Here is a 16,008-nt window from a genome sequence, read left to right on the forward strand (position 1 = left end):
ACTTTCTGCAATCTTTTTTCGTTAACCTTTTTGAGAAGGTTATGACCTCTAACTCGTTGCGGCCGTTAGGCTGTGTGCTCCGTGTCAGTGAGGTCGCATTATAGAGATCGCCGTCACATTGGCAAGCCTTTTCTTTCAATTATTTCAAAAATAAGTGTTAGGTGCTCATTTTACATTCAAAGCCTTATTTATACCAATTTAGCATCATGTTTAATACAGCTTATCCACAGACTTATCCTTTTACGCTCACAATCCACCTCTACCAAGTGATTAGCTTTCTCTTTTAAAACCACGATTAATCCTGCTTTTTATTATCAGATACACTCTTAATACTTAAAAATATAAAAGGCTATCTATAATAGATAACCTTTTGGTTGATGCTTCACTCTTTCAATAGTCGTGATCAGATACCCGAACCATCCGTTTCTGGTGTGTTGTCATCTTCATGTAAACCACATTCACGCTTCAAACCAAAAAATCGGGTTTCTTCTTCATTCATTCCTGGCTCCCATTTTCGTGTTGTATGGGTATCCCCAACTGATAAGTAACCTTCCTCTCTTAATGGGTGATACGGCAATTGATGTAATTCGAGGTATTTATCTATCTCTTGATTACTCCAATCGATAATAGGCAGAAACTTAAATACACCGTTTTGAATAGCCAAGATTGGAAGATGATTGCGTGAACCCGATTGATCTCGACGTAAACCAGAAAACCATGTAGCAACATCCAACTCTCTTAACGCCCTACGCATTGGTTCGACTTTATTAATCTTGTTGTACTTTTCTATCCCTTTGATCCCTTGCTCCCATAACTTCCCATAACGAGCCTCTTGCCAATTTGGGCCTTGCTCTGCTCGGAATGTTTTTAAGTTCAAGTTTAAGCTAACAGATAACTGGTCGATAAAACGATAGGTCTCAGGAAATAAGTAACCTGTATCGGTTAAGATAATAGGCGTTTCGGGATTTACGCTAGTAACCAAATGCAACATAACCGCCGCTTGCAGACCAAAACTTGAAGATAGCGCAAACTCGCCTTCAAGATTTTCTATCGCCCAAGCAATTCTTTGTTCGGCATTAAGATCTTCTAGATGTGCATTTATTTCGGCTAATTTTAAGCTCTGCCCTACTTTGTTAAGTGTTAATAACTCAACCAGATCAAGCTTACTCGTCATTTTTTGATTTAATTCAGTTGAACTATGCATAGAAATCCCTTTTAGAGACAAAGACTTCATCAATAATGCCGGTACGAATAGTGAAGTCACCAAAGCCTTCATTAGATTCGCGATCTCGGCTCCATTGCCCTATTAAGTCATCAAGCTCGGATAAAATTTGTTTATCCGTTATGTTTTCTTTGTACATCTTAGGAATACGAGTACCACTGCGGTTACCACCAAGATGTAAATTATAACGCCCTGGCGCTTTGCCAACTAAACCCACTTCGGCCAACATTGAACGTCCACAACCATTAGGACAACCAGTGACTCGCAAGATAATATTTTCTTCTGTCGGTAATTGATGCTTTTGTAATAAGCCTTCTACATCTGTCACAAAAGAAGGTAAGAAACGTTCTGCTTCTGCCATCGCTAACGGACAAGTAGGAAAGGCCACACACGCCATTGAGTTTTTACGCTGCTCACTGACAGATTCATCCATTAAGCCATGTTCAACAGCAATTTTTTCAATCGCCATTTTTTGATCGGATGGTACACCTGCGACAATTAAGTTTTGATTGGCGGTAATACGGAAATCACCTTTATGTATCTTGGCTAATTCCGTCATCCCTGTTTTTAACGGCTTACCAGGTAAATCTAGAATACGACCATTCTCAATAAATAGAGACAAGTAGTGCTTACCATCGATGCCTTCAGACCAACCGATTCGATCACCACGCTCGGTAAATTCATACGGGCGACTGACTTCAAACTCACCACCAGCACGTTTTTCGACTTCCGCTTTAAACACATCGATACCAACACGATCTAAAGTATATTTTGTTTTAGCATTTTTACGATTAGAACGGTTACCCCAATCACGTTGAGTTGTCACCACAGCTTGAGCAAAGGCCAATGTTTTTTCAACCGGTATGAAACCAAAATCATCCGCTCGGCGTGGATAGGTTGAGGTATCGCCATGCGTCATTGCTAAGCCACCACCAACCAGCACATTAAAGCCGATTAATTTTCCGTCTTCTTGGATCGCAACAAAGTTCAAATCATTAGCGTGCACATCCACATCATTTAATGGCGGAATGGCAATAGTCGTTTTGAACTTACGCGGTAAATAAGTACTGCCTAAGATCTGCTCTTCTTCTTTTACCGTGCTTTCTATTTTATCAGCATCTAACCAAACCTCAGCATAGCCAGAAGCATGAGGTAAAAAGTGCTCACTAATTTTTTGAGCCCAAGCATAAGCCTCTTTATGTACTTCCGATTGATATGGATTGGCGGTACATAGTACGTTTCGATTCATATCAGCGGCAGTACCTATGGTATCAATACCAATCGAACTTAATGCCTTATGGACCTTTTTAATATTGGGCTTCAAAATACCGTGATATTGAAAAGTTTGACGAGTGGTTAAACGAATGCTTCCGTATAACGTATGTTCATCAGCCCATTTATCGACACCAAGCCACTGAGTTGGCGTTATCACTCCGGCAGGCAATCGAGCTCGAACCATTAAAGTATGCAGCGGTTCTAATTTTTGCTTAGCTCTTTCGGCGCGAATATCACGATCATCTTGTAAATACATGCCATGGAAACGGATCAAGGTGAAATTGTCCCCCGTCACCGCTCCCGTGATTGGGTTTGCTAAATCCTCAGCAATAGTTCCGCGTAAGAAATTGCTTTCCGCTTTTAAACGCTCACCATCGGAAAGCGGTCCTAATACTTCACCTAATACAACTTGTTCTTTCGTGCTCATTAGTACACATCCCTTTGGTAGCGTTTTGCTTTGCGTAAATCATTGATAAATTCTTCAGCTTGCTCTTGGCTTAAACTTCCTTGCTTTTGTGCAACCGTGATCAAAGCATTATGTACATCTTTCGCCATGCGATTAGCATCACCACAAACATAGACATACGCACCGGCTTGTAACCATAACCAAACTTGCTCGGCATGCTCTAAAATACGGTCTTGCACATAAACTTTGTCTGCTTGATCTCGGCTAAATGCCACATCTAATTTATTCAGCACACCTGACTTTAGATATTTCTGCCATTCAACTTGATACAGAAAGTCTTGAGTAAAGGTTCTATCACCAAAGAATAACCAGTTTTTACCTTCTGCATCGCGCGCTTCACGCTCTTGAATAAAGCTGCGGAATGGCGCAATACCGGTTCCAGGGCCAATCATGATCACGTCAGTATTATCATCTTGTGGCAATTTGAAATTGTTATTGTGCTCAATAAACACTTTAACCTCATCGCCCTCTTCCAAGTTGTGCGCTAAGAAACCAGACGCGCCACCAAATCGCGATTCTTCACCTTGATTATATTCCACCAGCCCTACGGTTAAGTGAACCTCTTCTTCTACTTCCGCCTGACTTGAAGCTATAGAATAAAGACGCGGGGTTAATCGGCGCAACAAACCGACTAATTCATCTGCCGACAGTTTGGTCTTTTTCTCTTTTAATACATCAATCACTTGTGTATTACCGGCATATTCACGTAACTTGTCTTTATCTTGCACTAGTTTTTGCAGTTTTTTACTAGCCGAAGCTTCAGCATACTTGGTCACAAATTGAGGATTCGCGGAGGTTATTTCAAATTTCGCCACTAAAGCGCTATGGATAGATAAGCTATCACCATCCAAATCAATACTCTCAATCCCAGATAAACCGACTTGTTCTAAAATAGCCGCCACCAGCTCAGAGCTATTTTCATACCAAACCCCCAACGCATCACCAGGCTGATAAGTTAAACCAGACCCTTCTAAATCAATTTCGATATGGCGAACATCTTTTCCAGACTCTCGGCCAGTGATTTTTTGGCTCGTTAGTAAGCTAGCAGTGTAAGGATTTTGTTTATTCCATTGGCTCTCTACATGTGCGGCGTTACCAACCGGAAGTTGAACTACCTCCGCATCACCATTTGAAAGCGTCTCTTTCACTTTATCTAATGCTCGTTTACGCCATTGGATTGCTTGTGTTTCATAATCTACATCACAATCAAGACGCTCAAGAAATGCCGTAGCCCCTTGCTTGCTTAAGAAGGCGTCAAAATCTTTACCTGTTTGACAAAAGAACTCATAGCTTGAGTCACCTAAACCAATCACCGCGTATTGTAGGTTTGGTAATTTAGGCGCTTTTTTAGATTGGAGGAATTCATGCAATTCAAGCGCATTATCTGGCGCTTCGCCTTCCCCATTAGTCGACGCCACAAAAATAACATGCGTCTCTTTACTTAAGTTCTTACCTTTGTAATCACTGGCATCAAATAGAGCAACCGCGATATCGTTCGCTTCAGCTTCTTTTTTCAATGCTTCTGCCACACCTTTGGCATTACCCGTTTGAGAAGCATAAATAATGGTTAATTTGCCCGCAGGTTGCGCCGCAACAGAAAGTTGAGCATGGGACGATTGAGCCGTTGTCGATTGTTCCGTTTGGCTTAGCCCCCAAAAATAACCACTCACCCAAGCCAATTGCTGAGGTGATAACTCAGACATGGTTTGCTGGAGCTGACCAATTTGCTGATCATTGAGTGGACTGGCGAGAGCGGAAAGTTCTTTTGGTAGCATGAGTGACATCCCTATCTATATTGCATTCCTAATATTTCGTCTTAATAGATTAACCATTTTGATTAATGACGAGAAAGAATTGATAAGTATGTTTTATAACTTTTTGGACAATAGCGAGGATTTTTCAAAAGGAAGGCGATACAAAACGCCAACTAAGATCTTGGTGTTAAAACTAAAAATAGAGATACTCAGAGCCGAGAATTTATTTATTGGCGATACGCACTTGCTTAAAACCCACTTTTTGCGCTAAGCGAGAAGCATCATCAATATCGCTACAATGACATTCCTTGCCATACACATCCGTCAGCAAGACTAACCCACCACGGCGATGGCGGAACTCGACAATCCATGCCGCTTCTTCCGCCGAAGACTCTATAATCGCCTCGACCAATAACTGGTCTTGATACAAGCGTTGTAATTCAGTAACCGTCATCATCAACCCTGCCCTATAGAAGGATCCAAAGTGTCGTCAACCCTATGACGACTCCTTTAATAATGACGCATATTTCAAATAGTGCGACTTTATATATTTTGATCGGGCTTGTTGTAATACTTATAAATGTACAACGCAATAAGTGCAACGATGATCCAAGGCAATAACTTCACCACCGCACCGACCATCACAAAAATAGCGCCTAATAATAGCGCTGCGCCCATGGCGATAAAGAAAGACACCATCGTCGCGCCAGTCAGTACGAAGATAGCAATCAACATTAAGATAAATAACAATTCAAACATAGTACTCTCCTAGGAGCTATTGATCTTTCGTGGTTGTTTTTGCTGCGAGTTGTTGGGTTTTTATACAAGAAAAAGGCTTTGTGGTGTAGCTGGCTACACGAAAAGCCGATGTCGAAGTAGAAAAGACCAACAAACGCAGCCCGAAGGGTTCGGCTAAAAGCCTTTTACTCTTCGTTAAGTCTCATTTACTTAGAATACTAGGCTTCAATCGACTTGCCTCGATTAAAAGGCTTTTATCTCGAACAAAATTTAATCACGAAAAATCAACAGCCCCTAGATTATAACGATTAATGCAGCTTTCAAGTTAAGATCATTAATAATCAATAACATACAAATATAACGATTAACCAAAAACAATAAAAAGGCGAATTTGACTTACTGTTCGTCAAATTCGCCAAGTTAATTAATTTCTGATGTAATTATTTACTTGTTAGTTAAACATCTAGCTCAGTTGGGATTTTCGCTAATGCAGTTTCGACCACCTCTATCCCTGAGCCTTTTTTATGAGCATTCTCACTAATATAACGACGCCATTGACGTGCGCCAGGCATCGCTTGAAATATTCCTAGCATGTGGCGAGTCATATGACCAAGTGATGCACCTTCAGATAACTGTTTTTCAATATACGGGTACATCTCTTGCACAATCTGACTGCGTTTTTTGATTGGCTTATCACTACCAAATAAACGCTGATCAACTTCTGCCAACATATAAGGGTTTTGATAAGCTTCACGCCCCACCATCACACCGTCTAGATGCTGCAGGTGAAGTAGAGAATCTTCTAATGTTTTCACCCCACCATTAACCGCAATACTGAGCTGCGGGAAGTCTTGTTTAAGCTGATACGCACGCGGATAATCTAATTCAGGAATTTCGCGGTTCTCTTTTGGACTTAAACCACTAAGCCAAGCTTTGCGAGCATGAATCGTAAATTGATCGACCCCGCCCTGCTCATGCACCATGTGGATAAAGCGAGTCAAAAACTCATACGAATCTTGATCATCTATACCAATGCGCGTTTTTACTGTCACAGGAATATCCACCACCGCACGCATCTCTGCCACACATTCCGTCACCAACTCTGGTTCTGCCATTAAGCAGGCACCAAATTTACCATTTTGTACTCGATCAGATGGGCATCCCACATTTAGATTCACTTCATCATAACCACGTTCAGCGGCTAACTTGGCACAATGCGCTAAATCTTTCGCATTTGAACCACCCAATTGCAGCGCTATCGGATGTTCTTGTTGGCTATACTCAAGAAAATCCCCTTTGCCGTGGATAATTGCGCCCGTCGTTACCATTTCGGTATACAACAAAGTATGCTCTGACATCAGACGATGAAAGTAGCGGCAATGACGGTCAGTCCAATCAAGCATCGGTGCAATTGAAAATCTATTTGAAACGTATTTCTTATTTTCTTTACTATTTATCAATGAGTTAACCACCTAAAACCACGATAACTCTAAATCGAAGTTTGTTTATTATGTGTTGTTTTGCTATATTTTCCATTATAAATGATCCCAAATAACACCCCAAATTGATCCCAATTCGATCCCAAGCTGTTATTTATGATCCCATTACTAACATAGCGTTTAATAGAAAGGATTATACATGGCATCTGTAATTATTGAAAAAAGAGTTGGTAAAACAGGCAACATTACCCACCGAGCAAAAGTCCAGCAAACGCACGGCGGAAAAGTAATCGACAGGCTATCTAAGACATTCAAAACAAAAACACTTGCCAAAACGTGGGCGAATAAAATTAAAAAAGAGATGGAAGATAAGTTTGAACGAGTCAAAGCTGGCATTTATCGTCCTGAATCCGAATTAGATGAAGTCACAGTAGGCGAACTGATAAGAAAGTATCAAACGCACCCCCGTTTATCTTTAGACATTGGAAGGACTAAAGGTTTTGTTCTTAGGGCCTTATTAAATTATGAAATATCATCTATTCTAGCAAGTAACTTGCGAGCGAGTGATGTAGTTAAGCATTGTGAAGAACGGTTCAACGAGGCAACGACCCCTTCCCCCCAGACCATATATCACGATGTCACTTATCTAAAATCAGTAATGGATGTGGCAAAAGGTGTGCTTAAAGTTAATGCCGATAGTAAATATCACGATGAAGCAATTTCATCTTTGAAGACGCTAAACTTAATTGGTCGTTCCAAATCCAGAAGTCGCAGACCAACTAGAGAAGAGCTAAAGCTAATGGAAGAGCATTTAATCAAACGATCTGAACACAAATCAGCTAAAATCCCTTATGGTGATATATTACAAATTTCGCTACTTACAGCAATGCGAATCTCTGAGATTACACGCATAGAATGGACTGATTTAGACCACAAGAATAAAACTGTTATTATTAGAGATAGAAAAGACCCAAACGATAAAATAGGCAATGATTGGGAAATTCCGTTATTGGGCGGTTCTTATGAAATTATAATGAAGCAGAAAAAAGATCCTGAACAACCCGAATTAATTTTTCCCTATAACCCTCGCTCTGTAACTGCTGGTTGGCAAAGAGTTAGAAAAAAACTAAATATCAGTAATTTACGTTATCACGATTTAAGACGAGAGGCCGCTTCACGACTTGCAGAAATGGGCTTGCCAATTAATATTATTGCCCGAATTACAGGGCATAAAAACATCAATATATTGCACAATATCTACGCCCAAATTGATATCAAAGAGTTTGGTAAGAAAGGATATGCAAAATATCTGAAAGAAGATATTTCTTAAACTGTAAAAAGTGAAAAGCCCCAATCAAATGATTAGGGCTTCTCTCCGATAAACGGTTGCTTATGTAGTGGCTTGAATCAGTGGTCATCTACAAGCTGATACATATATACTAAGCAACAGCACGATGACTGTCAACTAAAACCAGAAGAATTAATATGCCAAACTCGATTACATATACCGCCCTCGCCAATGTTATTCCACATCAGCGTTTATCTATGTATGAAAAGGTTTTTAAAACAACGACCTCGGTAGAACTGCACGGTGCTTATGTTTGGTCAGTAAAAGTAGCGGCTAATATACATCCACTACTCAGTGCGTTAGAAGTTGCATTACGAAACTCTATCCATATTAGTGCAACACAAACAATATCAACAGATTGGTATGACAAAATTAGCACTAAAGAGCGTAAAAGCTGGAAAGCAGGTAAACGAGATCATAACAATATCAAATGGCATAGAGCGCAAGTTGCAGATATAAAGAAAAAGATTGCTCGTAAAATCCAAACAGCACCAAAAGGTCTAACAATGCACGACCTACTTGTTGCTAAAATGGACTTTGGTTTTTGGGATAACCTTTTAAGAGAATGCTTTTCAATAAATGGTGATAAAAAAGCACTATGGCCCCAATGTATGCCCTTGGTTTTCCCTAACTTACCCAAGGGAAAAACAAATTCTTCAGTTCAATTAGAAATATCAGCTCTACGGGAATTAAGGAACGATATTGCTCATAACTCACCTATTTGGAAGCATAAAAGCGTAACAGATCAACAATCTGCCATAAGTTATATTAATAACCAAATTGATAAAATCATTGAGATAATCAAATGGCTTTCATCAGAAAAAGTAGATTGGCTCGAAGTGCATATGCTCCAAGCAGAAGCGAAACGAGTCGCATCTAAAAACTATCTTTTTCTATGCCAAAGAAAAGAAATGAGCGAACTGACAGCCCCCTTTAGTCGTTATAAACGTGAGTTTCGCAGTCAATTAAAGCAGTTAGATAAAGATGAATTTGACCTTATAAATACTCAGAATGGCGATCTGTATATGGTAACAAAAGTTACATCATAATCGTTTTTTCTTTATTACATTAGAACCACTACTTTTAACCTTCAAAGCCAACGAATTTTCAATTTCACTGGCTTTTGTAGGGTTGTATTTCCTTAACGCAGAAATCGCTTGTTTTGCAATATCGTAAGAGCTTAACAGGCAAGTTTGATGCGTATCTATAATCGAAACTAAATCATCAAGAGCTTCCTGACGACCGTCAATCTTGTCAAATAATGCTTTCGATGGCTCATCACCACCTTTCAGTAAATCATCACGAATAACAATATCTTTACGCAACTTGTTATTCATAAATTCTTTCAACTGCCCTTTTACAAAATCAGATTCAGCCAATTGTTGTGTTTTTTGTAACTCATTTTTAGCGATCGATTCCAATCTATTTTCTTGTTCCTGTTTATCCATAATTTTTTCTCCTGTGGTTCTTAATTTTGTATCACAGAAAAAAGGGATTACAAGAGCTTACCAGCATTGGGGCCACAATGGTCCCAGGTCTGATGATTTGACATTGTAAAAATATATGCTCTGTTGTGTATAGGAGTTTAAGACAAAAAATAGGTTGCAAGTTGAGCCTTGGGTCCCCCAAAGCACTTGTTTTAAATCATAAAAACGATTTAAAAAAGGAGTGTTGATCACTTTCTAAAATCACCTGAAAAATCTCATTTCATTCGATATTTTACAGCTATTTTCAGATAGCGATCTTCGATTAAAAACGATTTAGTATTCCGTTGGTAGTCTTAAAACTCATTGTATTTGTTCAGCAAGGAGGAAAATATGGCACAAAGGAGTAACAATACAAAAATAGTCATTCGTTGTAGTGAAGAAGAAAAATCAGCATTGCTAATGGCAAAATCTCAGCTAAAAGCAAGGACGTGGCTTGAGTTAGTTGAAAAGCTACTACGCAAAAAGAAAATAGAACCGCCTAAAACTATCATTCAAGATGATGCTTACTTACTTGAAATCCTGACGAGTTTAAAACGCTGTGCTAATAACCTTAATCAAGTGACTAAAATAGCAAACAGTAGCAAAACCATAAGCCACTCTGAAACTGTTCAGCTTAAAAAACTGGCAATGCAGATCTCTTCATTAAAAAACAAAGTGCTAAAAAGTTTTGTTGTAGAAGGAGGGAAGTAATGGCTATTGCTAAACTATTACACGAAGGGGAATCAATTAAGCAGTTAAAAGCTGTAATTCGATATAACACGGTAGCCAAAGAGTATCTCAACTCACCTGATAATCCTCGATTACTGCAAGCCCTATCTAATATGGGTATTATCGACATTTCTGATCCCGTAGCCTACAAAGATTTTATGCGTGAATTTATCAATGAAATTACGCTTAATAAAAACCAATCTACAAATAAACTCCAAACTAAGCTTTATGCACACGAAATGATTTCATTTGAGGATGAAGACAACGCTCGTTTCAATCAAGAAGAATTGGCACAAATCAGCGTAGAATTACTGTCTTATTTATACGATATGGAAAACACCCCTTACCTTATCTACCCTCAGAGAGATAACGGGAGATTGCACTATCACTTTATTCGAGGACAGCACAACAGTAATGGCACTTATCAACGAGTAAAAAACTCAAAGAGAAAAATGCGTGTAGCCTGTGAAAAAATCGAAAGAAAATACAACCTGACACTGACTGGCAACAATGTTTCTAACGCCATTAGACCAGCTAATGATCCTATGGCAAAGGTAATGAAAAACCGCAAGCTTGAAGCTGAATATCAACACCAGAAGAATCTCAGCGAAGCAAAAGAACAAGACACACCGCTCACCAAAATTAAACGAAAATCCTATGACCTATTAATGGAAGATTCTTATCAGAGTGAAGCAGAAATAGCAAAGCAAATTGCTTATCAACAGGTAGAGCAGAATTTAGCAGAAAAGACACAGGTAAATAAAAAAATTGAAACGGTAAAAAAATCCATTTTTAACCTCTACAAATCAGCTAATGATGAAATGGATTTTATTAAGCAGATTGAGAAGCAAGGAATTAGCATAGAGCTACTCAGACACACTAAATCAGGCAAGAACAAAGGTATCGTTTTTCACCACCAAGGAGAAAGCATTTCAGGTGGTAAAATTTCAAGTTCTATGACTTTGGGGAGAATTAAAAAGCGCTTCCCAAACTTCATTCATACATTAGAAAAGCCACCGTCACTACACGAAACACACAAATTAAAACGTAAAATGTTAGATTTTCAGATCGCTCAAATCAACAAGTATTACAAACAACGCAAAAACAATGCTAATGATGACATCCTGATCTATTTTGGTAAAAAGAATGTTGAAGCAAGACCTTATAATTACAACTTAAAATTATCAAGCACAAGAGACTCAATCCGATTTGGCCCTTCAACACCTAACGATCACGATTTAACACTTTCAATCAATATTGCCATTGAAAATGGCTGGAAAGGTGCAACGCTATCAAATTCAAGCCCAGCGTTTTTAAAGCGTATGATGAAAGTCGCTTATAAAAAAGATCCTGCGTTATTGTTTTTTGTTGAATCAGACAAACCTCATCAACTGACGTATCAAGATCTTACTGATATCAAAGAACAACTTTGCTTTGAAGATATCAAAATTGCTCTGAAGAACAAACTACTCTCAGAAGATGAGATTGATAAGGCAATAAACGCATTGAGAGAACTTGCTGTTAAGGAAAGTGAGCGTGCATTTTTAAATGCTATTGATCGTGGTTTTTCCGTCAAAGAACTAAGCAAAAAAACAGAGACAGAACTACTAACTTTTTCACGCTATGGCTCTTTCAAGGAACACCATAATGCACATCTGAAGACACGAGAAGGTATAATTCACGAACATAAACAAAATCGACTGGCTCAGTTAAAAGAAATCCTAAGTGAAACAGCTATGAATGATGTAGACACCCCATCAAACTCAGCTAAAGCACTGAAACATAAATGCCCCCTGAAAATCTAAATTTTTCTAACTAGATCAGAGACTAAGTAAATCACTTATATTAGTATGGTTTTATATTAACGAATATATAGGGAATATAATTGTGGCAGAGTCAATATCAATAATGGGGGTCGCTAGCTATCACCCTTCAACTCCAGAAGTTCTTGATATATCAAAGCAAAACACGTTAATTTTTGGGCTAAATGGAACAGGAAAATCCACAGTTTCTAACTTCTTGTATAATCAAACCAATTTCGACAATTGTAGCTTGAATATTGATGGTGATTTTACACCCATCGTATATAACCAAACCTTTGTAGATGAAAATTTTGTGCATAACCCTATGCAAGAAGGCGTTTTCACATTAAGTAAAGACAATGCTGACCTCGAAGCAAGAATTGATGAAAAATCAAAACTTAGAGAAAAACTTTTAGCTATCTACAGCGGAATCAAGACCAAGATATCAGAAGCTGAAAAAGCTAAAACCACAGCAACAGATTCCACAATCGAAGAAGTCTTTAAGCAGAAATATATCATCGAGAAGACATCACTTGAACCATTTCTTAAAGGATTCAAAACACCCAAAAATAAGTTCTATAAGCAAGTAAAAGCTCAAAAAGGAGTATCTCGTGACTCTCTTGATAGCCTTAACACTGAATATGACTCCCTTACTCAATCAGACAAGACTCTGCCTACATTAGTTAGCCTACCGACCTCACCTAGTATTACATTAGAGGAAGTAGCTTTACTCTCTGAGTCAATTGTTGGCTCAGAGAATAGTCAACTCACTGAGTTTATAACAGAACTCAGCAGTCAAAATTGGGTTAAGAGCGGTAAAGACAACTATTTAATGGAAGCACAAACAAAATGTCCATTTTGTCAAAAAGAAACGATTGATGACACATTCCGTTCTGAACTTGCATCATTATTCAATAAAACATACGACTCTAACGTGCAAAAAGTTGAAGCTATTGCACTGTCTTATGAGACGGCTTTGACTGAGTATATTGAATCCATTAAAGCTACGTTTATCAATTGCCCCATATATGATCCAAATCTCCACAAGGTAGAGCCTAATATTGAACTACTAGAGCTAGCTTACAAAGACAACCTTAGCCTGATTAAATCTAAAGTCGAAAAACCAAGCTTATCCGTTGAATTGATTGATTACGAAGACAAACTAGAACCATTAAAAACAATAGTGGAAGAGATCAATAAAACTGTTCAGATAATCATAGCTAAGGCTAATAAGTTCAAAGAAAGTGAAAGTGATATTCAACACCGAATGTGGGACTCCGTTAGATATGATACTGAAGCCTTATTCTCACTAGAAAAGCGTCTAATAGATGAACAGGATGATAAAATTGACCTCCTTAATAAACGACTAGAGAGAGTAAAACTGATTGGTAAAAAGGTCGCAGACAGAATCAGCTCTCTTCGTTCTAGAACTTCAAATATTGACGATACCATTGCAAGAATAAATGTGAATTTAAAAAGTCTTGGCCTAACAAGCTTTGAAATTGTTGCATCAACCGACCCAAAGCAGAAAAACTACTTCATACTCAGCCGAAGTGAAAAAGCCATCACTGAAGAAAAAGTATTTCAATCCCTTAGTGAGGGAGAGAAAACACTAATAACCTTCTTGTATTTTATAGAGAAATGTAACGGTAGTATGAGCATAGATTCCGATCTTGCTGACAAAGAAAAATTAATTGTTATTGATGATCCAATATCAAGTCTCTCTCAAAACTATATCTATGATATAGCCTCTCTTATCCATTCAAAAATTATTAAAGGGAACAGATTTAAAAAAGTGGTCATTTTGACTCACAGTTTATTCTTTTATCAAGAGTTGTTGAAGCTAGCCCCATTAGGCAAAGATAAATTCAATGAGAAATACGCTCTTTACCGTTTGAATAAAAAGCAATATTCAAGTGTGCAGTCAATGAATAGAGGCGAACTAAAAAATGATTATCAATCTTTATGGCAAATACTGAAAGATGTCATTGAAGGTAATGCGAATCCTGTCGTTTTACCTAATGTAATGAGAAATATCATTGAGTATTACTTCGGTTTTGTACACAAGAAAGAAAAACTAGCAGACATATTAAATGAATTAGCTGAAAAAGAACCAGATCAAGGACATAAAGCCTTTTACCGCTACATAAACCGAAGTTCACACTCAGATCCAATAAATATAGGGTTAATGGTCGAAGTTGACCCACAAGCGTATTTGGAAAGGTTTAAATCTATCTTTATAAACACTCAGGATGAGGGGCATTATGAATGTATGATGCAATAATAAAAGTTGTTACCACCGAGGTATTCAATTAACTTACCATCTTGGAAGCGAACGGCGGTGCTTACGCACTACCTCAAGCTTACCTAGACGAAAACGAGTGTATTGACATACATCTACAATTTTAGGTCTCATTAGCAAATCTCCACTAAGCGCCTGTGCTTGCCACAGGCAACCTCATCACACAATGTAATAAGCTACTTTGCTTCATAGGCTGGAGAATTACCAAAGTGGTAACAGATTTATTCTATTCCACCTTAAATATTTTGTAAATTAAACTATTGAAAAATTTACTCCTTTTTATTCCTATTCCCTGGTTTTCTCTTCAACATTCTATCTGACGGAAATAGTCCATCTTTTAGTCTGAAAATAGAGAAATCATAATCACCTTCTTTTTCGGGCGCACTGATCTCGACAGGATGCTGATACTTAAAATCAGCAACATTATTAACGGTTCTGATCTTGTTCTTGATTGAGCGGATTTGCTCTTTTCTGCATTGATTTGTCGAAACACCAAGAAACTCAATTAAAAAATAAAAATTGGCTCTGTATGGGTAAAACGCTTTGGTTTGTATATGTAATTTGATTGACGAAACTTTCTTATATGCCATCAAAGCTTCAAGCTCAATATTAACTGGCTTTTCATCTAAAAATTGTCTAACGATGAGTTTTCTGTATAGCTGGCTTACCGTTACATTTATCCTATCGTTGACACACGTTATATTGTGAATGAACGGGTGCTTTATCCCCTCAATTGCCTTAATCACTTTCGACATTGATGTTTTTACCCAGCTAAAAAGAGAGTGTTGTGATTTAAAGTCTTGTAGGTAAATATCGAAATTTACGATGACTTTATCGTTACTCATATTCGCTTGAGCAAGAATTGCGAGCACAAATTTCATTTGAAATGGCGTTAAATTTTCAGGGTAAAGTAAGGTTTGTTCTTTAGAATTATTGATTACGCAAGCCCTTGGTAATCTTAGAAAAAGTTCTTTTGATAGCATATGATTCCTCCTCGTTTTATTTATGCTATCTCGTGAGAAAAAATATAATTTATGGTTAAGCTATTGAAAATGGTTAAAAATATGCTAACAATGATTATATCTCGCTGCATCGAGATTTTCCGAAATCAAGAACTTTTCCAGAGTTCTTTTTTTCGTTCTAAAATCAGTAAACCATTAAAAAAACAAATTGCAAGACGAACACGCCTTATTACACACACCTTCCGCATTACACACACCACTAATTATTACACACACCCCAAACGCTCTATAGCACACACCACTTACACACCCCCTTATATACCAAGCTAATTAATAATAGAAATAATGATAAAATCTAATTTAATATATCCAAAATCACGACAATACTTCTTACAGCTCATTTAAGCTAAGTTCCTATCACTAACCTAAGATTTAGCTAAAACGGGCAAGAAGCGTCATTTAAGATGCTGATTTGAGGGGTATAGCGTTAAGGCTGATGAATCAA

13 protein-coding genes are annotated in these 16,008 nt (G+C 37.9%); 5 read left to right on the plus strand and 8 right to left on the minus strand.

Features of this window, described 5'->3' with window-relative positions; translation table 11 throughout:
- Window positions 1-403 precede the first annotated feature (403 nt).
- The 6 genes from GFB47_RS10090 to dusA all read right to left on the minus strand — a co-directional run bounded on the left by GFB47_RS10090 (window position 404) and on the right by dusA (window position 6,912).
- Window positions 404-1,174, minus strand: a complete 771-nt coding sequence (locus tag GFB47_RS10090; RefSeq protein ID WP_407701703.1) for a phosphoadenylyl-sulfate reductase — start codon at window positions 1,172-1,174, stop codon at window positions 404-406.
- A 22-nt stretch (window positions 1,175-1,196) separates the two neighbouring features.
- Complete coding sequence (gene cysI, locus GFB47_RS10095) at window positions 1,197-2,924, minus strand: assimilatory sulfite reductase (NADPH) hemoprotein subunit (RefSeq protein WP_153447856.1); 1,728 nt, start codon at window positions 2,922-2,924, stop codon at window positions 1,197-1,199.
- Window positions 2,924-4,738: an assimilatory sulfite reductase (NADPH) flavoprotein subunit gene (locus GFB47_RS10100; protein ID WP_153447857.1), complete on the minus strand. Its 1,815-nt coding sequence runs from the start codon at window positions 4,736-4,738 to the stop codon at window positions 2,924-2,926. Before GFB47_RS10100 ends, cysI begins: the two co-directional genes overlap by 1 nt.
- Window positions 4,739-4,940: 202 nt before the next feature.
- Window positions 4,941-5,174, minus strand: a complete 234-nt coding sequence (locus GFB47_RS10105) for a hypothetical protein (RefSeq protein WP_407701678.1) — start codon at window positions 5,172-5,174, stop codon at window positions 4,941-4,943.
- Window positions 5,175-5,260: 86 nt separating this feature from the next.
- Window positions 5,261-5,476 carry an envelope stress response protein PspG gene (locus GFB47_RS10110; protein WP_153447858.1) on the minus strand — a complete coding sequence of 72 codons (216 nt, stop codon included), beginning with the start codon at window positions 5,474-5,476 and terminating at the stop codon, window positions 5,261-5,263.
- Window positions 5,477-5,910: 434 nt separating this feature from the next.
- On the minus strand, window positions 5,911-6,912 hold the full coding sequence (gene dusA, locus GFB47_RS10115) for a tRNA dihydrouridine(20/20a) synthase DusA (RefSeq protein ID WP_407701704.1): 1,002 nt from the start codon (window positions 6,910-6,912) through the stop codon (window positions 5,911-5,913).
- A 181-nt stretch (window positions 6,913-7,093) separates the two neighbouring features.
- Between dusA and GFB47_RS10120 the strand changes: the two genes are divergently transcribed.
- A complete protein-coding gene (locus GFB47_RS10120; protein ID WP_153447860.1) occupies window positions 7,094-8,224 on the plus strand; it encodes a site-specific integrase in 1,131 nt (376 codons plus the stop codon).
- A gap of 155 nt (window positions 8,225-8,379) precedes the next feature.
- Entirely contained in the window at window positions 8,380-9,291 is a 912-nt protein-coding gene (locus GFB47_RS10125; RefSeq protein ID WP_225874267.1) for an Abi family protein, read from the plus strand.
- Here the strand turns inward: GFB47_RS10125 and GFB47_RS10130 are convergent.
- Window positions 9,286-9,690, minus strand: coding sequence for a hypothetical protein (locus GFB47_RS10130; RefSeq protein ID WP_153447861.1), 405 nt, complete (start codon window positions 9,688-9,690; stop codon window positions 9,286-9,288). The two genes, GFB47_RS10125 and GFB47_RS10130, sit on opposite strands and share 6 nt — an antisense overlap.
- 369 nt (window positions 9,691-10,059) lie before the next feature.
- Between GFB47_RS10130 and mobC the strand changes: the two genes are divergently transcribed.
- The 3 genes from mobC to GFB47_RS10145 all read left to right on the plus strand — a co-directional run bounded on the left by mobC (window position 10,060) and on the right by GFB47_RS10145 (window position 14,523).
- On the plus strand, window positions 10,060-10,419 hold the full coding sequence (gene mobC, locus GFB47_RS10135; RefSeq protein ID WP_153447862.1) for a plasmid mobilization relaxosome protein MobC: 360 nt from the start codon (window positions 10,060-10,062) through the stop codon (window positions 10,417-10,419).
- Entirely contained in the window at window positions 10,419-12,242 is a 1,824-nt protein-coding gene (locus GFB47_RS10140; protein ID WP_218619088.1) for a relaxase/mobilization nuclease domain-containing protein, read from the plus strand. The genes mobC and GFB47_RS10140 overlap by 1 nt, the downstream gene beginning before the upstream one ends.
- An 82-nt stretch (window positions 12,243-12,324) precedes the next feature.
- On the plus strand, window positions 12,325-14,523 hold the full coding sequence (locus GFB47_RS10145; protein ID WP_153447863.1) for an AAA family ATPase: 2,199 nt from the start codon (window positions 12,325-12,327) through the stop codon (window positions 14,521-14,523).
- Between the two features lie 287 nt (window positions 14,524-14,810).
- On the opposite strand, the gene GFB47_RS10150 is transcribed toward GFB47_RS10145, so the two are convergent.
- Window positions 14,811-15,524 (minus strand): hypothetical protein, encoded by a 714-nt coding sequence (locus GFB47_RS10150; RefSeq protein WP_153447864.1) that lies wholly within the window; start codon window positions 15,522-15,524, stop codon window positions 14,811-14,813.
- Between the last annotated feature and the right edge of the window lie 484 nt (window positions 15,525-16,008).

This window comes from Vibrio algicola, from assembly GCF_009601765.2.
Taxonomy (GTDB): Bacteria; Pseudomonadota; Gammaproteobacteria; order Enterobacterales; family Vibrionaceae; genus Vibrio; species Vibrio algicola.